Here is a 22,949-nt window from a genome sequence, read left to right as displayed (position 1 = left end):
AGCAGCAGCCGTGAGCGACCACCACGCAGAGCACACCGACGCGTGGACCGAGCGAGCCGACAGCGACGCAACAGCAACCGCAACAGCAACCGCAACAGCAACCGCAGCGGCCACGGCCGAGCCCGCCGAGTCCGCCGAGGTGTCCGCGACCGCTCCCTCGCCCGCCGCGCACGGCACCGTCACGCCCGCCGACGCGGCCGACGCCGCCCGGCTCGTGTCCTTCGGGCTCCAGCCCAAGCTGCTGCCCGCCCGCGACATGGAATACGCCGACCTCCTGCGCCGCTACCGCGAAGAGCCCGCCTTCGCACGGCTCGCCGACGCCGTCGCGACCGGGCTCGGGCTCATCGTCCTGGAAGTCTCCACGCGCGCCGGCATGGCCGTCACCGCCGCAGAGGACTCCGTCTTCGCCGTACGCATGGGCGACTACGCCCGGCGTGCCTCCGCCGACTCCGCCGACCGGTTCCTGCACGGTCTCGCCCACCTCGCCGTCGCCGCGCTGGCCTTCCCCCGCCCGGAAGACCTCGCCGACGACGGCTACATCGGCCGCATAACGGTCAACGGCGTCGACGCCTTCGTCCGCCAGGCCTGCCGCCGCCTGGAGGAGCGGGCCGACGAGCAGGGCGAGAACACCGACCCGGCCACCGAGGCCCCCGGCCTCGAAGCAGCCTGGCGCATCTACGCCCGCCGCAGCGCGACCGGCGCCACCAAGGACGCGCGGCGGCTCGCCGGTTCCACCACCGGCATCGTCGGCAAGGCCGTTGCCTTCCTCACCGACTCCGGTTTCCTGCACCGCACGGGTGACGACGCGGGAGGGGCGTACCGCACCACCGCCCGCTACCAGTTGCAGGTCCGCGACATGGCGGGCAGCGCCGCCATGGCCGAGCTGCTGGAGCTGGGCGTGGTGCCGGTGACCGACGGCAGCGCCACGCTCGTGCCGCCGTCGGACGCCGACGACCTCGAACTGACCGCCGAGGCCGGCCTGCCCTTCCACGCCTGACCCACGGCCGGGCCGGCCCACCAGCCGACCGGCCGAGCAGCCGCCCCACACCTGCCGCTCCACTTCACGACTTACGACGAGAGTCCGCCGCCATGTACGAGTTGTCCCGGGTCCGCCTCTACTCCATCGGGCCCGCCGGAGCGCGCTACGCCGACACCGTGCTTGACCTGCGCGGAGTCGGCGAGCCCGTGCCCAACCCCGCGCCCGCCCAGGCGGAGTTCTTCGAGGACGAGCCGGTCGGCCCGCCGCGCAGGCCCGCGCCCGCCGGCGTGCTCTTCCTGGAGAACGGCGGCGGCAAGTCCGTCCTGCTCAAGCTGATCTTCTCGGTGATGCTGCCGGGCCACCGCAACACGCTCGGCGGCGCGAGTTCCGGCGTACTGCGCAAATTCCTGCTCGCCGACGACTGCGGTCACGTCGCGCTGGAATGGCAGCACACGCTCACCGGTGAATGCGTGGTCGTCGGCAAGGTGAGCGAGTGGCGCGGGCGGCAGGTGTCCAACGACCCGCGGAAGTTCGCCGAGGCGTGGTATTCCTTCCGCCCCGGCCCCGGCCTCAGCCTCGACTCGCTGCCGGTCGCCGAGTCCACCGCCGTACGCCCGTACGGCGAGGGCGTTTCGGGCGCGAAGGGCCGCCGCCGCACCATGAAGGGCTTCCGCGACGCGATCACCGACGCGGGCAAGGCGTACCCGCACCTGGACATCCACTGGGAGGAGATCCACGACCGCTGGAACGAACACCTCGGTGACCTGGGCCTCGACCCCGAACTCTTCCGCTATCAGCGCGAGATGAACGCCGACGAGGGTGAGGCGGCCGGCCTCTTCGCGGTCAAGAAGGACTCGGACTTCACCGACCTGCTGCTGCGCGCCGTCACCGACACCAGGGACACCGACGGCCTCGCCGACCTCGTCCACGGCTTCGGCAACAAACTCGGCCGCCGGGCCGAACTCACCGCCGAGCGGGACTTCACGGCGGGCTCCGTCGACCTCCTCGGCCGCATCGTCGACGCCGCCGGGACACGCGTGCGAGCCCGCGACGTCCACGCGGCCGCCGAGCGCAGGACCCGTACGCTCGCCCGCAGGCTCTCGGCACGGGCCGGCGAGGAGCGCGGCCGCACCGCCGAGCTCGCGCAGCAGGTCACGGTCACCGCGCACACCGTCACCGAGGCCGAGCAGGCCCGCAGCCGCAGCTCCCTGATCGCCAGCGAACTCGCCTACCGGCACGCCTCGCTGGCCCTCACCGCAGCCGAAAAGGCGGCAGGCGCGCAGCGCCGCGAGCTCGCCGACGCCCGCACACTGCACGCCGCCTGGCAGGCCGCCGAGGCCGTACTGCGCCACCGCGCCGCCGCGGACCGCGCCGCGCGCGTCGCCGTGGCCATCCGCGAGGCCGAGCGGGACGCGGCCCCGGCGCTGGCCGCCCGTGCCACGGCCGCAGGTGAGCTCGTACGAGCCCTGCACGCGGCGGCCGAGGACGGCGAGCGGGTCGCCGCCGAGGAGGAAGAGCGCTCGGCCACCCTTCAGGAGGCGGGCGAGGCAGCGCACCGCGACGCCACCACGGCCGCCACACAGGCACAGCGCGCCCGCAGCGAGGCCGGGCACCTGCGCCAGCGCCTCTCCGAGGTCGAACAGGAAACGGCGGAGGCGGTACGCGCCGGCTGGCTCGACGACACGGCCCCGGACGCCGACCCGGCGCGCGCGGCGCTGGCCGCGACCGACGCGGAGAAGACGGCGGTCGCCGCGTGGGACACCGCGCGCGAAGCCGCCCGTGCGGCGGGCGACCGGGCGAAGGAGGCCGCCGGCGCCGAGGCCCGCGCGGAACTGGCGGCCGCACGCGCGGCGGACGCCGCGCAGGGTGCGGAGCACGCGTACGAAGCGGAGCGCCGCGCGGCGGAGTCGCTGGCAGCGGAGGACCGGCTGGCGGAACTGCTCAGCCTGCCGTCGCCCTTGCCGCCCGCCGCCAAGGGCGTGCCGCAGCCCCGCCGAGCGGTGGCCGCGACGGACGGCACACCCGGCGCGCGAACCGTCGCCGCCGACGGCCACCCCGCGCGCCAAGGCGTGCACGCCGCCGTCGAGGAGCCGGCGGAGGGCGACGACCGTGGTGCGGCCGGTCACGGCAGCGCGGCCGACGGCGCAGCCACCCGCACAGCAACACGCACCGACACCTCCGGCCGGTCCGCCGCGTCGGCGCAAGCCGTCCGCAGCCCCCGCCGCAGCGCCGAAGGCCCCCTCACCGTCGAGGAGCTCGACCGTAACGCCGAGGACCTCCTCGTCCTCCTGGACCAGGGCATCACCTCCGCCGAACGGCAGCTCTTCGAGCTGCGCACCGCCGCCGCCGACGACTCACGCATCCTCGGCGCGCTCGGCGACGGAGGGCTGCTGCCGCCCGGCCCCGATGTCCTGGCCACCGTCGAGTTCCTCGGCGAGCACGGCATCCCCGCCCTGCCGGGCTGGCGTTACCTCGCGCAGGCCGTCGCCCCCGCCGACCACGCCGCCGTGCTCGCCGCCCGGCCCGAGCTGGTCGACGGCGTGGTCATCACCGACCCCGACGCGCACACCAGGGCGCGCGAAGCCCTCGCCGGCGCCGCCCTGCTGCCCCGCTCGGCCGTCGCCGTCGGCACCGCCGCCGCACTCCTGGCGCCCGTACCGCCGCCCGGCGACGCCGGATCCGAGCGCGCCGACGTCTTCCTCGTACCGCCGAACCCGGCCATGCACGACGAGCACGCGGCCGACGAGGAACGCCAGGCGCTGCGGGTGCGGGCCATAGCTCGCGACGAGGAGATCCGCAGGCTCGCCGCCCGGCTGGCCGGCGACCGTACGCTCGCCGCCCGCCTCGGTTCGTGGCGCGCCGACTGCCCGCCCGGCATGCTCGCCGAACTGGCCGAGGCGGCCAGGACGGCGGGCGAAGCGGCCGAGGCGGCCGAAGCCGTGCTCGCCGAGGCCCGTACGGTGCGCGCCGAGGCCGACGAGGCCGCGGCCGAAGCCGCCCGGGTCAGGGACGAGCGGCAGGACGCCGCCCAGCGCGCCCGCCGCGTCGCCGACGCCCTCGCAGGCCTCGCCCACCGGCTGCGAGAGCGCGCCGCCTGGCAGGTGAAGGTGCGCGAACTGACCGAGGAAGCCGCAGAGCTGGAGGCCAGGGCCACGGTGTTCCTGGAGCGCGCCAAGGCCGCCGACGAGGACCGCCGCGCCGCCCAGCGCACCGCCGACGACGCCCACAGGACCGCGCGCACGCTGCGCGCCGAGCGGGCCGAGATCGCCGGCGCGCCCGAGACGCTGCCGGAGCCGGACAAGGACGCACCGCGCGTCGCCCTGCCCGCGCTGCGGGAGGCGTACCGTGCCGCGTCCCAGCTGTACGAGAAGGTCGGCGTCGGCGCCGACCTGCGCGCCGAGCAGGCGAGGGCCGAGAGCGACGAGAGCGCCGCCCTCGCCGAGCTCAACCGGCTCAGCAACAAGGTCCGCACCAGGGCCGCCCAGATGCTGGAGGGCACGGACGGTGCCGACGGCCCGTCCCGCCAGGCCGCGGTGGCGCGCGCCGAATCGCTCGTACAGATGCTGGAGTCGAGGGCCTCCGCCGCGAGCGAGCAGCTCGGCAGGCTCCGCGGCGAGGCCGAGCGCCTCGCCCCCGAGGACGGCACCGCGCACACCGAGCTGCCCGACGAACTCGTACCGGACGACGCGGAGCACGCGCAGACGCTCCTGCGCACCGCCACTTCCGAGCTCGCCGCCCGCACCGACGCGCTCGACTCAGCCCGCGCCGCCCACGCCGAGCTGCTGCGGGCACACCGCGCGGCCGAGGACGCGGCGGGCGGTTTCGACGAGACGGCGGCGCTGCTGCGCGACCTGCTCAGGGACCACCACCAGGAGGACGAGGGTGCGGAAGATCCCGACCCGTACCCCGGCAGCCTGGAGGAGGCACGGCAGTCGGCGGCCGACTCCCGCCGCTCGCTGCGCGCGTGCGCGGCCGAACTGTCCGCGGCCGAGTCCGCGGTGCGCGAGGCGAGCGACGTACTCGTACGGCATGCCAACTCCACGCGGTACGAGCAGGTACGCACCCCCGCGCGCCAGCAGATCCGCGAGCTGCCGGCCGCCTCGCTGCCCGAGCACGCGGCTGCGTGGGCGGCGGCCTTCGAGCCCCGGCTGCGGGTACTGACCGACGAGCTGGCGCAGCTGGAGCGCAACCGCGACAGCATCGTCGACCGGCTCCGGGGCCTCGTCGAGTCGGCCCTGGCGACGCTCCGCTCGGCCCAGCGGCTCTCCCAGCTGCCGGAAGGCCTCGGGGAGTGGTCCGGCCAGGAATTCCTGCGCCTCCGCTTCGAGGAGCCGGACCAGGCGACCCTCGTCGAACGGCTCGGCGAGGTCATCGACGAGGCGACCAGCGCCGCCGTCAAGAAGAACTCCGACCTGCGCAGGGACGGAATGTCACTGCTCCTGCGGGGTGTTCAGGCCGCGCTGCAGCCGAAGGGCATCTCGGTCGAGATCCTCAAGCCGGACGCCGTGCTGCGCGCCGAGCGGGTGCCGGTCGGGCAGATGGGCGACGTCTTCTCGGGCGGCCAGCTGCTCACGGCCGCGATCGCGCTGTACTGCACCATGGCTGCGCTGCGCAGCAACGACCGGGGCCGCGACAAGCACCGGCACGCCGGCACGCTGTTCCTCGACAACCCCATCGGCCGCGCCAACGCCACCTACCTGCTGGAGCTCCAGCGGGCGGTGTCCGACGCGCTCGGCGTGCAGCTGCTCTATACGACGGGGCTGTTCGACACGACCGCGCTCGCCGAGTTCCCACTGGTCATCCGGCTGCGCAACGACGCCGACCTCCGGGCGGGGCTGAAGTACATCAGCGTGGAGGAGCACCTGCGGCCGGGGCTGCCGCAACAGGACCCGGACGGCGAGACGGTGCACGGCGAGATCACGGCGACGCGGATGTTCAAGCGCTCGTCGGCGGCGCCGGCCGAGTAGCGGCGAGCCCGCGCGGGGCGCGGGGGCGCAGGCCCCGGCGCCCCGCCGCGGCCGCAGCGCCTCAGGCCTGGGAGAGCCGGCCCGTACTCCGCCGGGTCCCTTCCTCCCGTTGCCGTATCCGGGCGGACCTGCGGGCCGCCCTCCGCGCTTTGCGCCGCTCGCGGCGCAGTTGGCGCGCCGTACTGCTCGGCACGGACACCACGCCGTGTCGCTGGTTCCACACCTGGCGGGTGACCCATACGTCCAGCACGCCCCAGGTGGCGAGCACCGTGCTGCCCACGCTGCTCAGCACCATCGGGAAGGCCAGCCAGGATCCCGCGAGCGTGCACAAGTAGGCCACCATCGCCTGAATGATCGTCAGCGACGTGAGGATGACGGCGCGGACGGCCGCGGTACGGACCGGATCGGGCAACCGTGGCCGTACCGCCGGCTCCTCGACCCACAACTGTCGCTGAGTCCCGGACGCCTCGAACTCACGCGGCTCCTCAGCGATTTCGAACGCTACGGGCGCCGCGGACGACACCGTACGGCGCTCTTCCGTGTCCATCAGACCTTCACTCCCCACCGCCGCCTGGCGTGCCTCTCAACTCGGAGGCGAACCTCCGCCTTCACGAGTGGCTGCCCGCCTTGCGCCCCTTTACGCCGTTCCCGGCGGGCCGAATGCGCCGCGTCCGGCCTCATTCGGTCCGCTCCCCGTACAGCAGGACGAATGGCCGGCTCCGAAGATTCCCGCGGAACGAAGAATTCCAGCCATCTGCCCCGAAAGGGCGACGGGCGTACGCACAGGTGTCCTTTGCCACACTGGCGCCCGCCAACTCCTCGAATTCCATGACAACTCATGATCAACGCACCTCAGCACGGCTGAAAATCGTCCGGACGTGCCTTCGAGTTGCGCGAGGGACAGTAGTAGGCTCACGCCGTTTATTGACCGAACACCACCTCCGCCCGGCGGAGGCCGAGCTGGGGGAGGCCATGCGCTTTCGCGGGAAGTCCATCCGCAGGAAGATCGTGGCGTTGCTGCTGGTGCCGCTCGTGTCCCTCACCTCGCTGTGGGGATTCGCCACCGTGCTCACCGGCCGTGAGGCCAACCAGCTGCTGGACGTGGCCTACATCGTCGAGCAGATGGGCTATCCCATCGAGGACACGGTCAGGGACATCCAGCGGGAGCGCCGCCAGACGCTGATCTATCTCGCGGACCCGCGCGCCTCCGACGCCCTCACCACCCTCCGCCGCGAGCGCGCGGCCACCGACGACGCCGTCGCGAAGATCAAGGCACGCGCCCAGGACCCCGGCGTACGTGACGACCTGCGCCCCCCGGCGGCGAAGCGCCTGGCCTCCCTCCTCCAGGCGTTCGAAGGCATCGAACCCCTCCGTCGCTCCGTCGAGAACAGCACCGTCACCCGCCGCCAGGCCCTCGACCAGTACAACCGGCTCGTCGACCCCTGCTACTCCTTCCTCATGACCCTCCACGCCCTCGAAGACGTGGAGATGGACAAGCAGGGGCGCGCCCTGGTCGGCATCACCCGCGCGCGAGAGACGCTCTCCCGCGAGGACGCGCTCATCGCGTCCGGCCTCGTCGCCGGCCAGTTCAGCGCGCCAGAGCTGCGCGAGATCTCGGCCCTGGCCGCGAACCGCGAACTGCTGTACGACGTCAACCTCGAAATCCTCCCCGCCGCCGAGCGCGACGCCTTCGCGGCCTACTGGGACAGCCCGGCCACCCAGGCCCTGCGTACAGCGGAGGAACGTCTCATCACCGCGGGCGCCACCCGGAGCCCGCGCGCCGTCACCGCCAAGAGCTGGAACGAGGCCGCGACGGGCGTGCTCGACCATCTCGCCCGCGAGGGCAACGAGGCGGGCAGCCGTTACCAGGACCGTGTCGGGCCCGTCGCCTTCGGCGTCCTCATCAAGGCGGGCGTCGCCGGCGTACTGGGATTCCTCGCCCTGATCGTCTCGCTGTTCCTCTCCGTGCGCATCGGCCGCAGCCTCATACGCGACCTCACCCGGCTCCGCAAGGAAGCCCACGAAATCTCCGGCGTCCGGCTGCCCAGCGTCATGCGCAGGCTCGCCGCCGGCGAGGAGGTCGACGTGGAGACCGAGGCTCCGCGACTGGAGTACGACAGGGACGAGGTCGGCCAGGTCGGCCAGGCCCTGAACACCCTTCAGCGCGCCGCCGTCGAATCCGCCGTCAAGCAGGCCGACATGCGCCGCGGCGTCTCCGAGGTCTTCGTCAACCTGGCCCGTCGCAATCAGGTCCTGCTCCACCGCCAGCTCACGCTCCTGGACACCATGGAGCGCCGTACCGAGGACACCGAGGAGCTGGCCGACCTCTTCCGTCTCGACCACCTCACCACCCGTATGCGCCGCCATGCGGAGGGCCTCGTCATCCTCTCCGGCGCGGCCCCGTCCCGGCAGTGGCGCAAGCCCGTCCAGCTCATGGACGTCGTACGGGCAGCCGTCGCGGAGGTCGAGGACTACGAGCGCATCGAGGTACGCCGCCTGGCGCGCATCGGGGTCGGCGGCCCGGCGGTCGCCGACGTCACCCACCTGATCGCCGAACTCCTCGAAAACGCCACGGTGTTCTCACCCCCGCACACCGCTGTTCAGGTGCACGGCGAGCGGGTCGCCAACGGCTTCACCCTCGAAATCCACGACCGCGGCCTCGGCATGACACCCGAAGCACTCCTGGACGCCAACCTGCGGCTCGCCGAGACACCTGAATTCGAGCTGTCGGACACCGACCGGCTGGGCCTTTTCGTAGTCAGCCGGCTCGCCCAGCGCCAGAACGTCCGCGTCTCACTCCAGCCGTCGCCGTACGGCGGAACCACCGCGGTCGTCTTCATTCCGGCCGCCCTTCTCACGGACGCACCCGAAACGAACGGCACCGGCTTCCGGCTCGACCGCAAGCATTCCGCCGGCGTGGGAGGAACCGGAGAGGCGGGGGAGAGCGGACGCCGCAAGTCCCTGACGACGTTCTCACGCCTGCCCGCCGAACTTGCCGCACAGGCGGTACTGGACGGACCTGTCGAACTCGAGCCGCCACTGGGAGCACTGGGCCTGGAGGAGGCCTCGCTCGGCGGCTTCGCCGACGACACTGAGAGCGAGCGCGGCGGACTCTTCCATGCCCGCGAGCGTTCCCGGGAACGCTCGCGCGGCCGTGCCCGAGAAGCAGCCGGTGAGCAACACCAGCAGGCGTCCGACCACGTTCCCGGGAACGGCGAGAGCGTGCGCCCCGGTGCGCCCGTTTCCCCTCTTCCGCTGCCCCGCCGCACTACACCGACCCTGGTCGCCGACAACGGCCGCCGTGTCAGCGGCCGGGGGCACAATCCAACCGAACAACCCGCAGCACCTTCCGAAGCAGCCGCCACCGCACCCCACACTTCACCCGCACGGGAAACCGCACCGGCGGACGAGGCTTCCGGCCTCCCGCTGGGCGGACTGCCCCGCCGCGTCCGCCAGGCCAGTCTCGCGCCGCAATTGCGCGAGGCCGCCACAGCCCGTACCGAACCCGCGAACGACGCACCGGCCACCGTGCAGGAGGCCGAGCGCGAGGCGGCGGAAGTACGCAGCCGGATGGCCTCGCTCCAACGCGGCTGGCAACGCGGCCGCCGCGAGAACGCCGAGGACGAGCCCGGCCCCGGCGGAACAGCACCAGGAACCAGATCAGAGAGGGACGGTCGATGACCGCACCGAAGGCCACAGCACACGACACCACCGGCCGCGGCTCCGGGGAGCTCAACTGGCTCCTCGACGAGCTCGTCGACCGCGTCGCCAGCATCCGCAAGGCCCTGGTGCTCTCCAGCGACGGGCTTGCCACCGGCACGTCCAAGAACCTGACGCGCGAGGACGGCGAACACCTCGCCGCCGTCGCCTCGGGCTTCCACAGCCTCGCCAAGGGCGTCGGCCGCCACTTCGACGCGGGCAGCGTCCGGCAGACCGTCGTAGAGCTGGACGACGCCTTCCTGTTCGTCACCGCGGCGGGCGACGGCAGTTGCCTCGCCGTGCTGTCGGACTCCGACTCCGATGTTGGACAGGTGGCGTACGAGATGACGCTGATGGTAAAGCGGGTCGGCGTCCACCTGAAGACCGCGCCACGCTCCGGTCTGCCCGCCGGAGGGTGAGTGGGCTGACATGAGCGAAGCAGGTCAGCAGGGTTCGCCGCACTGGTTCGACGACGACGCGGGCCCCGTAGTACGCCCGTACGCGATGACGCGTGGCCGTACGAGCAGCGCGAGCCGGCACCGGCTCGACCTGATCGCGCTGGTCGTCCCCGAACCCGCGGCCGACGATCCCGGGCGCGACCAGACGCTCGCTCCCGAGCACGTCGAAATCGTTGAACTCTGCAGTGAGACGCCGCAGTCGATCGCCGAGCTCGCGGCGGGCCTCGACCTCCCCGTAGGGGTGGTCAGAGTGCTCGTCGGCGACCTCGTCGAGGACGAGCTGGTACACGTGACCCGACCCGTACCTCCGGCCGAGCTGCCGGACGAAAGCATCCTTCGCGAGGTAATCAATGGTCTTCGGGCGCTCTAGCCGCAAGAAGCGACCGATCGAACCGGTGACGCTCAAAATCCTCGTCGCGGGTGGCTTCGGGGTGGGCAAGACCACCCTGGTGGGCGCGGTCAGCGAGATCAGACCGCTGCGCACCGAGGAGGTGCTCACCGAGGCGGGCCGCCCCGTCGACGACACCGACGGCGTCGAGAGCAAGAACACCACCACCGTGGCCATGGACTTCGGGCGGATCACGCTCCGCGAGGACCTGGTGCTCTACCTCTTCGGTACGCCCGGCCAGGACCGGTTCTGGTTCCTGTGGGACGAACTGGCACAGGGGGCACTCGGAGCGGTCGTGCTCGCCGACACCCGCCGCCTGGAGGACTGCTTCGCCGGCATCGACTACTTCGAGCGCCGGGGCATTCCCTTCACCGTGGCCGTCAACTGCTTCGAAGGAGCCGACCGTTATCCGCCGGAGACGGTGCGCGCGGCACTCGACCTCGACGAGGGCGTTCCCCTGCTGCTGTGCGACGCGCGGGACCGCGAGACCGTCAAGGCAGTGCTCATAGCGGTCGTCGAGCACGCACTGGCCCGCTCGGCGGACCGGCGCCAGACGGCGGCCACCTGACCCTTCGGCCCGTACGACGCGACCCGGGCGGCCCGTACCCGTACCCCCACCGACAGGGATACAAGTCCGAGCCGCGGTCGTAGGGATCGCGCCGCGACTCGCTCAGCCGCCCTTGCCGCCTTCTTCCTCCCAGCCGAAGCTCCGCTCCACGGCCTTGCGCCAGTTGTGGTACTCCCGCTCGCGCTCCCGCTCCGCCATCCGCGGCGTCCACTCGACGTCCCGCCGCCAGTGCGACTTCAGCTCGTCCAGATCCGACCACACGCCGGTCGCCAGCCCGGCGGCGTACGCCGCGCCCAGGCAGGTCGTCTCGGAGATCCTCGGTCGCACGACCGGAACTCCCAGCACGTCGGCCTGGTGCTGCATCAGCAGGTTGTTCTTGGTCATGCCACCGTCCACCTTGAGCGTGGTGATGGCCACGCCCGAGTCCTGGAACATCGCGTCGACGACCTCCCTGGTCTGCCAGCTGGTCGCCTCCAGCACCGCTCGCGCCAGATGCGCCTTGGTGACGTACCTGGTGAGACCCGTGACCACACCGCGGGCGTCGGCACGCCAGTAGGGCGCGTACAGTCCGGAGAAGGCCGGCACGATGTACGCCCCGCCGTTGTCGTCGACGCTTCCCGCGAGCGTCTCGATCTCGTCCGCGGAACGGATGATCCCCAGCTGGTCCCTGAACCACTGCACCAGCGCCCCGGTGATCGCGATCGACCCCTCCAGGCAGTAGACCGGCGCCTCGCCGCCGATCTTGTAGCCCATGGTGGTCAGGAGCCCGTTCTTCGAAGGAACCGGCCGGCTACCGGTGTTGAGCAACAGGAAACTGCCCGTCCCGTACGTGTTCTTCGCGGTGCCCACGTCGTAACAGGCCTGCCCGAACACAGCGGCCTGCTGGTCACCCAGCGCGGAGGCCACGGGCACACCCGAGAGCTGCCCGACGGCCGTCCCGTACACCTCGGCCGACGACCTGATCTCCGGCAGTACGGCCTCGGGGACATTCATCGCGGACAGGATCGCCGGGGCCCACTGGAGCGTTCGCAGGTCCATCAGCATGGTGCGCCCCGCGTTCGTCACATCCGTGACGTGTACGCCACCCTCCGTGCCGCCGGTGAGGTTCCAGATCAGCCACGAGTCGATCGTCCCGAAGGCGATCTCTCCCCGCTCCGCGCGCGTGCGCAGCCCGGGAACGTTGTCGAGCAGCCAGGCCACCTTCGGACCGGAGAAGTAGCTGGCGAGCGGCAGACCGGTCGCCTCCCTGAACCGGTCCTGACCGTCCGCGCCGCCCAGCTCGTCGCAGAGGGCGGCGGTACGCGTGTCCTGCCAGACGATCGCGTTGTGCACCGGCTTGCCCGTCGCCCGGTCCCACAGCACCGTCGTCTCGCGCTGGTTGGTGATGCCCAGAGCGCTGAGCTGCCCGGCGCGCAGACCGGCCTTGGCCAGCGCGCCCGCGACCACCGCCCGAACCTTGGACCAGATTTCGGTCGCGTCGTGCTCGACCCACCCCGGCTTGGGAAAGATCTGGCGGTGTTCACGCTGGTCGACGGCGACGATTGAACCGCCGTGATCGAAGATGATGCAGCGGCTGGACGTGGTGCCCTGGTCGATAGCGGCGACGTATTTCTCGGCTTGCGCGGCTTGTTCCGTCACGACGTCCCCTCGTCTGCGTTCAGAAGGCTGCGTTGCAGATCAGGCCCGATAGGGCCCCGCCGATCAGCATTGACGGGCCCTCGCCCCGAGCCGGAGCCCTGGTTCTGAAGTGCGCAGTGCGTTTCCCATGGCTGCTGAGCCGGAGGCAGGCGTCCCAGCTCCCCACCCGGCGTACGTGACGAGCATGGTTCACCGGTGGTGAGGGAGCGTCAAGGACATGGACAGCAACCGCTGGCCGGGAGCATCAGGGCAGGAGCGGGGTCAGCGGTTGTTCTCCGCGAGCCACTTCGAGGCGGTCTCCGCGAGCTCCCGGTCGCGGCCGGCGAGCATCATCCGGATCATCTGTACGTCGCCGCGCAGCGACCAGGCCGGATGCGCGAAGGTGGCCGGGTTGTTCTTCTCGATCAGGAAATGCGCCGGCCAGGCGGCGCCGTACCCGATGAGCGGCAGCGCGGCGGCGTACCGCTTCCGGCCGCGCGCCAGGCCGTACACGCTGACCGCGAGGCCGGTGAGCGTTCCTGTGAGGTGCACCCACCGGGTCGCGGCCCTGGAGTGCATGGCGACGTAGTAGGGCCAGAATTCTTCGTACGAATGGAAAGTCCGCTTCTCCATACGCGCACGGTAATGGCTGAGCGGACAACCGGATACGGCCGCGTCAGTGCCCGGCGACCGACCGGCGGGCGACGGGGAAGTCGAAGTAGGTGTTGGGGAAGGGCTCCGGCTTGTACGTGAAGTGCCACCACTCCTCGGCGAGATTCACGAAACCGAGCTCACTGAGCAGTCCCTTCAGCAGCTGCCTGTTGGCGCGCTGGGACCCCTGGATGCGCGGGTCTTCCGTGTGGGACAGCGTGTCGAAGCAGTCATAACCGGTCCCCATGTCGACTGAATTGTCAGGGAAGCGCTCATCCTTGGGCGCGTAGCAGGGCACCAGCCGTTCGCCGGGGACGTACGGCCGAGTGGCCTTCGCGGGAAGCTTCACGATCGTCAGGTCAACGGTGCTGCCCCTGCTGTGCCCGGACCTCTCCGCGATGTAACCGTCCGCGAACAGCCGCGACTTGTCGACATGGGGATAGAACTCCGCCTTCATCGCCTCGTCGTCGAGATCCTTCGCCCACCGTACGAAGTGGTCTACGGCCCGCTGCGGCCGGTAGCAGTCGTACACCTTGAGCGAATAGCCGCGCCGCAGCAGCTTCGTCTGAGCCTCGTGCAAGGCGTTCGCCGCGGGCCTGGTGAGAATGCAGAGCGGCTGGCGATAGCCGTCCACGGGTACGCCCACGAAATTGTGCGCGGTGGTGTAGCGCATCTCCTGAATGATCGTCGCGTCGACGGCCCGCAGCGACACGAACTCCCTCGGCGCCTTCGGTTCTGGCTTCGCCTGCGCCGTGGGCGAGGCGGTCGTGACGGTGAGGAGGGTGACGGCGGTGGTGGCCAGGGCGCGCACTGCGGTGGCAAGTCGTGTCATGGGTCCTCCATCTATCAGGTCAACGGCCCGTGACGGAAGGGCGATCGGATACAGTCCGCGCGTGTCCGCACCCTCGAAGAAGCCCGTCAAGGACTCCCACTGCTCCAGCTGCGGAGCGCCCTTCCGGCCCGCCGGTGACTGGCCTCGCACCTGCCCCGTCTGCGGGGACACGGCCTATCGCAATCCACTGCCCGTCGCCGTGGCCCTGCAGCCCGTACGCGACGCACAGGGCGGCGGACTCGTCGTCATCACCCGTGCCATAGAACCGCAGCTCGGCGAAACCGCGCTGCCCGGCGGCTTCATCGACCACGGCGAGGACTGGCAGCACGCGGTCGTACGCGAACTCAGCGAGGAAACAGGCATCGAAGCCGCGGCGGGACAGGTACGCCTCGCCGACGCGCTCAGCTCCCCGGCCGGCCACCTGCTCCTCTTCGGACTGCTGCCCGAACGCGCCGCCGCCGGCCTTCCGCCGTCCGCCCCCACCACCGAAACGACTGGCTGGCACGTCCTTCGAGAGCCCGCCGAGCTGGCCTTCCCCCTCCACACCGAAGCGGTACGCCGATGGTTCTCGGGAAGCTACAGCCACACGTAACGAGCGTTCCCGGGTACGTCGACTAGCGCCCCCGCACCCGCACCGGGAGCCCGACCTCTCCGCCGCCCTCCCGCTCCACGAGCACACGGCCACCGCTCACCCGCGTGGTGAACCGCTCGATCTCCGCCCGCCCCCAGCCGTCGCCCGCGTCCCTCACCACCAGCCCTCCTCCGCCGCGCCCGGCAGCCGGGGCCCACACCTCGAGCGCCGGCCCACCGTCGTCACCGCGAACGGGAATCACGGCGCCGGCCCGAGCCAGCACAGGGATACGCGACAGGGGTGCCTCAAGCAGCACCTGGCCCGGTCCTTCGTACGCCTCGCCGGTCGCCGTGTCGTACCACCGTCCGCGCGGCAGACGCACCGCTCTGCGGTCCGCGCCGCGCTCCAGCACGGGAGCGACCAACAGACAGTCTCCGAGCAGGAAAGCGTCCGCGCAGTCCCGCAGCGCCCGGTCCTCAGGCGCACCCCACCACACAGGACGCACATACGGCGCACCGGTGAGGCGCGCCAGATGGGACAGCGTCACTAAATACGGCCGCAGCCGTTCACGCTCGGCGAGAGCGGCCCTCGCGTGTGCGAGCACCTGCGGACCGAACTCCCACGGCTCCCTCGGGCCCGTGGCGACAGCTCCCTGCGTCCGGAACAGCGGCAGATGGGCGCCCAGTTGAAACCAGCGCACATACAGCTCAGGTGAGAGCGTGCCGCCGAACCCTCCGACATTCGTTCCCGAGTACGGCACCCCGCACAACCCGAGACCGAGCACCAGAGAGAGCGAGGCACGCAGCCCCGGCCAGCCCGCCGGCACATCCCCGGAACAGATGCCGCCGTACCTCTGCACGCCGGCCCAGCCGGAACGCGAGAACAGAAACGGCCGTTCCCGGGAACGCGCCTTTTGCAGCCCCTCGAAACCGGAACGCGCCATCCCCAAGCCGTAGACATTGCGCGCCTCCCGGTGATCGCCACCGCGGCCCTCCAGGTCGTGCCGTGCGGAGCGCGGCAAGTCCTCAGCACCGAAGGGAGCGAAGGCCGCCGGCTCGTTCAGTTCGTGCCAGACACCGGAGAAGCCCTGAGTGAGCCGCTCTTCGTACCGCGCTGCCCACCAGGCCCGCACACCCGGATCGGTGAAGTCCGGATACACACTCTCCCCGGACCGGAGAACTCCGCGCACCTCGTTCCCCCGTACGTCCCGTACGAACGCCCCCGCGGCCGTTCCGCTCTCATAGAGCGCGTTCCCGGACTCAGCCCGGACGGCCGGACCGAGGATCGAAACCAGCCGCACGCCCGACTCCCTCAGATCCGTGGCAAGCCGGGCAAGTTCCGGAGGCCCCTCGCGGCCGCCCAGGTCCAGATGCAACGCGGCCAGCGGCAACCCCCGCTCCTCATAGCCGGCGACCACCTGCCGCACCTCCCGTCCGCTTCCGGGCCCCCGCCGTGCGTGCTGTGGCCCCAGCGCCCAGGACGGAGGAAGCGCGGGCGCACCCGTGAGCGCGGTCCAGCCCCGCAGCACACGCGCCGGCGTCCCGGCCACCACCCAGCACCGCAGCGGCCCGCCATCCATGCGCAGCTCACTCGTGCCCGGCCGGTCATGGCCCGACCCGGCACCCTCCTCGCCCTCCCGAAGCGTGACCCGCCCCTCCCACGTGTTGTCGTGGAAGACGAGATGTGTGCCGGCGTCCGACACGACCAGCTGCACCGGCATGGTGACGGCGAGCGGCTCGTCGACCGCCGCCAAGCTCCCGCCGGGACCGCTGTTCCACAAGGGGTACGCGCCACTCCGCAGCCGGAACCCCGAAGACCGCCCGCCCAGACCAAAGAACCGCGCGTCCGCCGGCACCTCACTGCGCTGCAGCCAGCGCGCACGCCCTCCCTCGACCGGCTCCCACCAGCGCGGCGGCAAGTCCCGGCGGAGCACCACGCCGCCCGGCGTACGCACCTCCACACCGCCGTGCCGCGACACGGCGACCGTGAGCCGCTCCGACACCACCTGCCAGCCGCCGTCCTTGTCGGGCTCCAGCTCCGCCCTGGGATCGGGCTCGGGGCACGCGCCGACGAGCGCGTACGAAGGCTCCGGATCCGCGCCGTCCCATCCCCAGAACACCGCCCCGCCCGCCGCCACCATCACCCGCAGCTCGGAACGGGCGAAGCGCATCACCCCGCCGCCCGGCTGCGGCTCCGCCCCCGTCACCGCCCCGGGGACCCTGGCCCGCTCCGCACCCCGCTGCCGCAGCCCCCAGGCATCCGTACGACGCCGCCGCCACGCGGCGCGCGCGAAGCGCAGCCCCTGCACCGTGCCGACCAGTTTCACCGAGCGCACCAGGTCACGACCGTCCATACGGCTCACCCTGCCACCCGGCCGGACACGCACGGGGGTCGTTCAACTTCCGTTCACCCGTGGTGTGCGCACATGACCCGATACCCGACTGTGGGGGGCCCGCCCTGGTGTGCGGGACGATCACATGGCATCGTCCCTGTCAGCCGCCTCGTGCGCACACCCTTCGCACGTGCGCGCGACACACGCACACCACGCGTACAGCCCGGGAGCCGCCCCATGTCCTCAGCAGCGAACACCGCGCCCCTCTGGCAGCCGGACGCGGACCGCATCGCCGCCGCCGCTGTCACCCGCTTCCAGAGCTGGGCGGCCGAGCGGTACGGAGCACCCGCCGAGGGCGGGTACGCGGCGCTGCACCGCTGGTCGGTCGACGAGCTCGACACCTTCTGGAAGGCCGTCGCCGACTGGTTCGACGTGCGCTTCTCCACCCCGTACGAAACGGTCCTCGCGAGCCGTTCCATGCCGGGCGCCCGGTGGTTCCCGGGAGCCACCCTCAACTACGCCGAACACGCCCTGCGAACGGCAGAAGACCCTTCCCGCGCAGACGACCCGGCCCTCCTGCACGTCGACGAAACCCACCAGCCCACCCCGGTGACCTGGTCCGAGCTGCGCCGCCAGGTGGGCTCACTCGCCGCCGAACTGCGCGCCCTCGGCGTACGCCCCGGAGACCGCGTCAGCGGCTACCTCCCCAACATCCCCCAGGCCACCATCGCCCTGCTCGCCACCGCAGCCGTCGGCGGAGTCTGGACCTCCTGCGCCCCCGACTTCGGCGCCCGCAGCGTCCTCGACCGCTTCCAGCAGGTCGAGCCCGTCGTCCTGTTCGCCGTAGACGGCTACCGCTACGGCGGCAAGGAACACAACCGCACGGACACCGTCGCGGAACTCCGCCGCGAGCTGCCCACCCTCCGCGCCGTGGTCCACATCCCGCTCGTCGGTACCGAGGCCCCCGAAGGCGCCGTCGACTGGTCGGCCCTCACCTCCGCGGACACGGAACCGGTCTTCGAGCAGGTGCCCTTCGAGCACCCCCTGTGGGTCCTGTACTCCTCCGGCACGACCGGCCTCCCCAAGGCGATCGTGCAGTCCCAGGGCGGCATCCTCCTGGAGCACTTCAAGCAGATCGGCCTGCATTGCGACCTCGGTCCCCAGGACCGCTTCTTCTGGTACACCTCCACCGGCTGGATGATGTGGAACTTCCTTGTCTCCGGCCTCCTCACGGGCACCACGGTCGTCCTGTACGACGGAAGCCCCGGCTATCCCGAGACCGGCGCCCAGTGGCGCGTCGCCGAACTCACCGGGGCCACCCTCTTCGGCACCTCGGCCGCGTACGTCATGGCCTGCGCTAAGGCGGAGGTCCACCCCGCCCGTGACTACGACCTCTCCCGCATCAAATGCGTAGCCACCACCGGCTCCCCGCTCCCGCCCGATGGATTCCGGTGGCTCCACGACGAGGTCGCGTCCGATCTCTGGATCGCCTCCGTCAGCGGCGGCACGGACGTCTGCAGCTGCTTCGCCGGCGCGGTCCCGACCCTTCCCGTGCACATCGGAGAGCTCCAGGCCGCCTGCCTCGGCACCGACCTCCAGGCGTGGGACCCCCAGGGCAAGCCGCTCACCAACGAGGTGGGCGAACTGGTGGTCACCAACCCCATGCCGTCCATGCCGGTCCACTTCTGGAACGACCCCGACGGCAGCCGCTACCACGACAGCTACTTCGACACATACCCCGGCGTATGGCGGCACGGAGACTGGATCACCATCACCGACCACGGCTCGGTGATCATCCACGGCCGCTCCGACTCCACCCTCAACCGGCAGGGCGTCCGTATGGGCTCGGCCGACATCTACGAGGTGGTCGAGCGCCTTCCCGAGATCAGGGAGTCCCTCGTCATCGGTCTCGAAGAGCCCGACGGCGGCTACTGGATGCCGCTCTTCGTCCACCTCGCCGAGGGCGCCACCCTCGATGACACCCTGCGCACCCGCATCAAGCAGGCCATCCGCACCGAGCTGTCCCCGCGCCACGTCCCCGACGAGATCATCGAGGTCCACGGCGTCCCGCACACCCTCACCGGCAAGCGCATCGAGGTGCCCGTAAAGCGGCTCCTCCAGGGAACCCCTCTCGCCAAGGCAGTCAACCCCGGCTCGGTGGACAACCTGGATCTCCTGAGCTTCTACGAATCCCTCGCCCGCACCCGCCGCTGAGGCATTCACGGTGAGTGCGTTGTCAGTGCAGTCAGTTACGGTGAGTGAGCAATGGCCGACTGCGCTCAGGGGGAATCATGGCGCGCACCAAGTCCACGAAGCACCACAAGAACAAGGCCCTGCGCCGTACGCTCCGCCGCGAAGTGCCCAGCACCGTAGGCCTGCTGGCCGACGAGCACGACTTCGCATCCATGACCGGCTACGGCACCTTCGCCTTCGACGACCACACGGCCTACCTCCAGGAGGTCGACGGGCTGCTCCGGGCCCTCGCGGCCCAGGGCGTGCACACCACCGTCGCGCTCTTCGACCCCGAAGACTTCCTGGAGTTCTGCCGCACCACCGGAATCGACCCGGACACGGCGGAGAGCCGCACCCGCTTCACCGCGGAAGTCGCGGTTGGCGGCGCCTGCGTCCCGTACACCGGCCAGCCCATCGACAGCCTCGTGCCCATGCTGATCAACGAAGCGGTTCGCCAGGCCACTTGGGAGTACGCGACCCTGCTCCTGGCCCGGCTCGGCAACTGCGCCGAGTGCGGCGAGGACATCGGCCGCGAGGCTCTCGACAGGGCGGCGCGACTGATCACGCGCCTGCTCGAACTGGCCGGCCCGGGCAGTCACCACCTTGTCTGCAGCGTCCCGGCCGAGGAGGAACAACTCCTCGCCGTGCTCCACGCGGAGTGCACCGCGAGCGAGCCGGTCCGCCTGACCGAGGCCGAGGGTGCCGAGTTCGTGACGGTCCTCGCGGCGGGCATCGCCGTGGAAAGCACTGGGGGAGTAGTACTGAGGACCACCGAGCCCGGAGCCCCGGACCGGCTCCACGGCTGGCGGCTCCACCGGGGCCGCCTGGTCGCACTCACCGCGGGCGAGGTATTCAGCGCCTACTGCACGGACGCGGACACCGGCGACCCCGTATCCCCCGAGCCCGATGTCGAATACTGCCCGGGCTTCCACATCGAAGAGCCCGACATCCACCAGTGAACGCTCGATGGGCCCCCGGCCACATGGCCGGGAGCCCATCGACCCCACACAAAAAGCAGTCCGGGACTACTCGCCGGACAGCACCGCCTGCGCGGCCGACCGCGCCTCGTCGGCGGTGTCCGTGGCACGCGCCGCCGCGGCAGCGCGCTCGCACTGGGCCAGCGTGTGCTTCGCCAGCGTCGCGCGGACATAAGGAATGGCCTTCGCGCCCATCGACAGGGAGGTGACACCCAGACCCGTCAGTACACAGGCGAGCAGCGGATCGGCCGCGGCCTCACCACACACGCCACAGCTCTTGCCCTCGGCCTTGGCAGCTTCGGCCGATTCCGCCACCAGGTCGAGCAGAGCGGGCTGCCACGGATCCTGGAGCCGCGACACCGCACCGACCTGCCGGTCCGCGGCGAACGTGTACTGAGCCAGGTCGTTCGTCCCCAGCGAAAGGAACTCGACCTCCTGCAGAATCGAGCGCGCCCGCAGCGCGGCGGACGGAATCTCGACCATCGCGCCGAACTTCGCCTGCAGCCCGGCCGCCCGGCACGCGTCCGCGAATGCCTTGGCGTCCGTACGGTCCGCGACCATCGGAGCCATGACCTCGAGGTACACCGGCAGCCCCTTGACGGCCTTCGCCAGCGCGGTGAGCTGCGTACGCAGCACGTCGGGGTGCTCGAGCAGCGACCGCAGCCCCCGCACACCGAGCGCCGGATTCGGCTCCTCGGCCGGTGTCAGGAACTCGAGCGGCTTGTCAGCGCCCGCGTCCAGCACCCGCACGACCACACGGCCCTCGGGGAACGCCTCGAGAACCTTGCGGTAGGCCTCGACCTGCTTCTCCTCCGACGGCGCCTGCTTGCTGTCGTCGAGGAAGAGGAACTCCGTACGGAACAGACCGACACCCTCAGCACCGGCCTCGACCGCGGCCGGCACATCGGCGGGACCGCCGATGTTGGCAAGCAGCGGCACCTTGTGACCGTCGGACGTCGCACCAGGACCTGTCGACGCCGAGAGCGCGGCCCTGCGTACGGCGGCAGCGGCCTCAAGCTCGGCACGCTTGTCCGCAGTGGGCTCGACAAAGATCTCGCCCGTACTGCCGTCCACCGCGATCACCGTGCCCTCGGCCAGCTCGCCGGCGCCCGGAAGAGCCACCACTGCGGGCACACCAAGAGCCCGCGCCAGAATCGCGCTGTGGCTGGTCGGCCCGCCCTCTTCGGTAACGAAGCCGAGAACCAACGTGGGGTCGAGCAGCGCCGTGTCGGCGGGAGCCAGATCCCGCGCGATCAGTACATACGGCTCGTCACTGTCCGGCACGCCCGGCATCGGCACGCCCAGCAGACGGGCGACGATACGATTCCGCACGTCATCCAGGTCCGCGACACGGCCGGCCAGGTACTCGCCGGCATTGGCGAGCAGAGCCCGGTACGCCGCGAAAGCGTCGTACACCCCACGCTCGGCTGTGCTGCCGACGGCAATGCGCCGGTCCACATCCGCCATGAGCTCGGGATCCTGCGCCATCATGGCCTGCGCCTCGAGCACATGCTGTGCCTCGCCGCCGGCCAGGTTGCCGCGCGCAATCAGGTCGGCTGCCACAGCTTCCACGGCCTGGCGGGCACGCCCCTGTTCGCGCTCCGCCTCCTCCGCGGGAATCTGCTTGGCCGGCGGCTCGAGAACCGCCGTGCCCATGTGCCGAACCTCGCCGATCGCCACACCGTGGCTCACGCCGACGCCTCGCAGCGTTGTCTCCATTTCACCGTCTCCGATAGTTGCGGCGAGACCCTGTCCAGTCCCCCCGCGATGGATGTCGTACCCGCGGTCGCCCCTACGGCGCCGGCGTCACTGCCAGCTAAAGAGCTCATCCCCGGGCTTCACTTCGCCGTCCTCCCTGACGTCGGCAAGGGAGTCGGCCGTGGCCTCGAGCGCCACGACCGGGCACACCGGCGACTTGCCGGCTTCTTCGACGGCTGCCGGGTTCCACCGTACGATCGCCTGTCCGCGCGTCACCGTGTCCCCCTTGTTCACGAGCAGCTCGAAGCCTTCACCGTTGAGCTGCACCGTGTCGATACCCAGGTGCGTCAGAACGCCGTGCCCGTCACCGTCGACGACCACATACGCGTGCGGGTGCAGGGAGACGATGACACCGTCAACGGGAGCGACAGCCTCCGACGGCTCACGCACGGGGTCGATAGCGGTGCCCGGACCGACCATCGCGCCGGAGAACACCGGGTCGGGGACTGCGGCCAGTGCGATGGCGCGTCCAGCAAGAGGGGACGTCACGCTGGTCATGGGGCCTCCCAGGGGTGGAGAGTTCGTGTGCCGCCGTCACTACCTGTCCAGGACGGCGTACTTTTCAGTAGGGTAAGTCACTAGAAGTCCCGGTTCCGCACGAGAGTTGCCGCTTGGCGGACCTAGGGGTGCACCGGCAATGGTTTGCCTCGTCTGCCGGAGCGATGTATCCTCGTAGTCCTGCTTGAGACCAGCACCCACCGCGTTGGGGGTCAGCGGCTCGGTAGCTTCTGACAGGTCTAGACCCTAACCCTAATCTGAAATTCTGCATGTCCGCGGAACGATGGTCAGGGAAGCGGAAAAGCACTGATAGAGTCGGAACCGCTGGAAAGGGAAACGCGAAAGCGAAGAACTGGAAAGCACCGAGGAAGTCGGACACGAAAGAGTCTGATAGAGTCGGGAACACGAAATACCGAACGAAA

The 22,949-nt window shown here is 71.1% G+C and carries 16 protein-coding genes; 9 read left to right on the top strand and 7 right to left on the bottom strand.

Translation table 11 applies throughout. The annotated features are described in order from the left end of the window. The first annotated feature begins 10 nt into the window (after nt 1-10). Nucleotides 11-997: a hypothetical protein gene (locus J7E96_RS27485; RefSeq protein ID WP_215134918.1), complete on the top strand. Its 987-nt coding sequence runs from the start codon at nt 11-13 to the stop codon at nt 995-997. Nucleotides 998-1,089: 92 nt separating this feature from the next. Beyond that, nucleotides 1,090-5,946 (top strand): hypothetical protein, encoded by a 4,857-nt coding sequence (locus tag J7E96_RS27480; protein ID WP_215134916.1) that lies wholly within the window; start codon nt 1,090-1,092, stop codon nt 5,944-5,946. 61 nt (nt 5,947-6,007) lie between these two features. On the opposite strand, the gene J7E96_RS27475 is transcribed toward J7E96_RS27480, so the two are convergent. Beyond that, complete coding sequence (locus tag J7E96_RS27475) at nt 6,008-6,493, bottom strand: hypothetical protein (RefSeq protein WP_215134914.1); 486 nt, start codon at nt 6,491-6,493, stop codon at nt 6,008-6,010. Between the two features lie 425 nt (nt 6,494-6,918). Between J7E96_RS27475 and J7E96_RS27470 the strand changes: the two genes are divergently transcribed. The 4 genes from J7E96_RS27470 to J7E96_RS27455 are packed head-to-tail and all read left to right on the top strand — an operon-like array spanning nt 6,919 to nt 11,059. After that, the gene (locus tag J7E96_RS27470; RefSeq protein ID WP_215134912.1) at nt 6,919-9,627 is read left to right on the top strand and encodes a nitrate- and nitrite sensing domain-containing protein; all 2,709 of its coding nucleotides are present in this window, start codon (nt 6,919-6,921) and stop codon (nt 9,625-9,627) included. Next, the gene (locus J7E96_RS27465) at nt 9,624-10,064 is read left to right on the top strand and encodes a roadblock/LC7 domain-containing protein (RefSeq protein ID WP_215134910.1); all 441 of its coding nucleotides are present in this window, start codon (nt 9,624-9,626) and stop codon (nt 10,062-10,064) included. Before J7E96_RS27470 ends, J7E96_RS27465 begins: the two co-directional genes overlap by 4 nt. 10 nt (nt 10,065-10,074) lie before the next feature. Then, the gene (locus J7E96_RS27460) at nt 10,075-10,473 is read left to right on the top strand and encodes a DUF742 domain-containing protein (protein WP_093801939.1); all 399 of its coding nucleotides are present in this window, start codon (nt 10,075-10,077) and stop codon (nt 10,471-10,473) included. After that, a complete protein-coding gene (locus J7E96_RS27455) occupies nt 10,454-11,059 on the top strand; it encodes an ATP/GTP-binding protein (protein WP_215134908.1) in 606 nt (201 codons plus the stop codon). Before J7E96_RS27460 ends, J7E96_RS27455 begins: the two co-directional genes overlap by 20 nt. 102 nt (nt 11,060-11,161) lie before the next feature. On the opposite strand, the gene glpK is transcribed toward J7E96_RS27455, so the two are convergent. The 3 genes from glpK to J7E96_RS27440 form a co-directional block, all read right to left on the bottom strand. Beyond that, a complete protein-coding gene (gene glpK, locus J7E96_RS27450; protein ID WP_215134906.1) occupies nt 11,162-12,697 on the bottom strand; it encodes a glycerol kinase GlpK in 1,536 nt (511 codons plus the stop codon). Nucleotides 12,698-12,958: 261 nt separating this feature from the next. After that, nucleotides 12,959-13,309, bottom strand: a complete 351-nt coding sequence (locus J7E96_RS27445) for a DUF962 domain-containing protein (protein WP_215134904.1) — start codon at nt 13,307-13,309, stop codon at nt 12,959-12,961. 43 nt (nt 13,310-13,352) lie between these two features. Next, nucleotides 13,353-14,159 carry a M15 family metallopeptidase gene (locus J7E96_RS27440; RefSeq protein WP_215134902.1) on the bottom strand — a complete coding sequence of 269 codons (807 nt, stop codon included), beginning with the start codon at nt 14,157-14,159 and terminating at the stop codon, nt 13,353-13,355. Nucleotides 14,160-14,220: 61 nt separating this feature from the next. On the opposite strand from J7E96_RS27440, the gene J7E96_RS27435 reads away from it, so the two are divergent. After that, entirely contained in the window at nt 14,221-14,751 is a 531-nt protein-coding gene (locus J7E96_RS27435) for an NUDIX domain-containing protein (RefSeq protein ID WP_308296162.1), read from the top strand. A gap of 22 nt (nt 14,752-14,773) precedes the next feature. Here the strand turns inward: J7E96_RS27435 and J7E96_RS27430 are convergent, their stop codons facing one another. Next, nucleotides 14,774-17,083, bottom strand: a complete 2,310-nt coding sequence (locus J7E96_RS27430; protein ID WP_215134898.1) for a glycoside hydrolase family 31 protein — start codon at nt 17,081-17,083, stop codon at nt 14,774-14,776. Between the two features lie 216 nt (nt 17,084-17,299). Here J7E96_RS27430 and J7E96_RS27425 point away from each other — a divergent pair, with 216 nt between their 5' ends. Further along, a complete protein-coding gene (locus J7E96_RS27425; RefSeq protein ID WP_215134896.1) occupies nt 17,300-19,276 on the top strand; it encodes an acetoacetate--CoA ligase in 1,977 nt (658 codons plus the stop codon). Nucleotides 19,277-19,353: 77 nt separating this feature from the next. Then, nucleotides 19,354-20,253 carry a hypothetical protein gene (locus J7E96_RS27420; RefSeq protein ID WP_215134894.1) on the top strand — a complete coding sequence of 300 codons (900 nt, stop codon included), beginning with the start codon at nt 19,354-19,356 and terminating at the stop codon, nt 20,251-20,253. A 66-nt stretch (nt 20,254-20,319) separates the two neighbouring features. Here the strand turns inward: J7E96_RS27420 and ptsP are convergent, their stop codons facing one another. Together ptsP and J7E96_RS27410 are read right to left on the bottom strand one after the other, a co-directional pair. Further along, complete coding sequence (gene ptsP, locus J7E96_RS27415; RefSeq protein ID WP_215134892.1) at nt 20,320-21,990, bottom strand: phosphoenolpyruvate--protein phosphotransferase; 1,671 nt, start codon at nt 21,988-21,990, stop codon at nt 20,320-20,322. Between the two features lie 87 nt (nt 21,991-22,077). After that, the gene (locus J7E96_RS27410; RefSeq protein WP_215134890.1) at nt 22,078-22,527 is read right to left on the bottom strand and encodes a PTS glucose transporter subunit IIA; all 450 of its coding nucleotides are present in this window, start codon (nt 22,525-22,527) and stop codon (nt 22,078-22,080) included. Nucleotides 22,528-22,949 lie beyond the last annotated feature (422 nt).

It is taken from the genome of Streptomyces sp. ISL-96 (assembly GCF_018614035.1).
In the GTDB taxonomy this organism is placed as follows: domain Bacteria; phylum Actinomycetota; class Actinomycetes; order Streptomycetales; family Streptomycetaceae; genus Streptomyces.
This window is presented reverse-complemented; position numbering and strand designations above follow the sequence as displayed.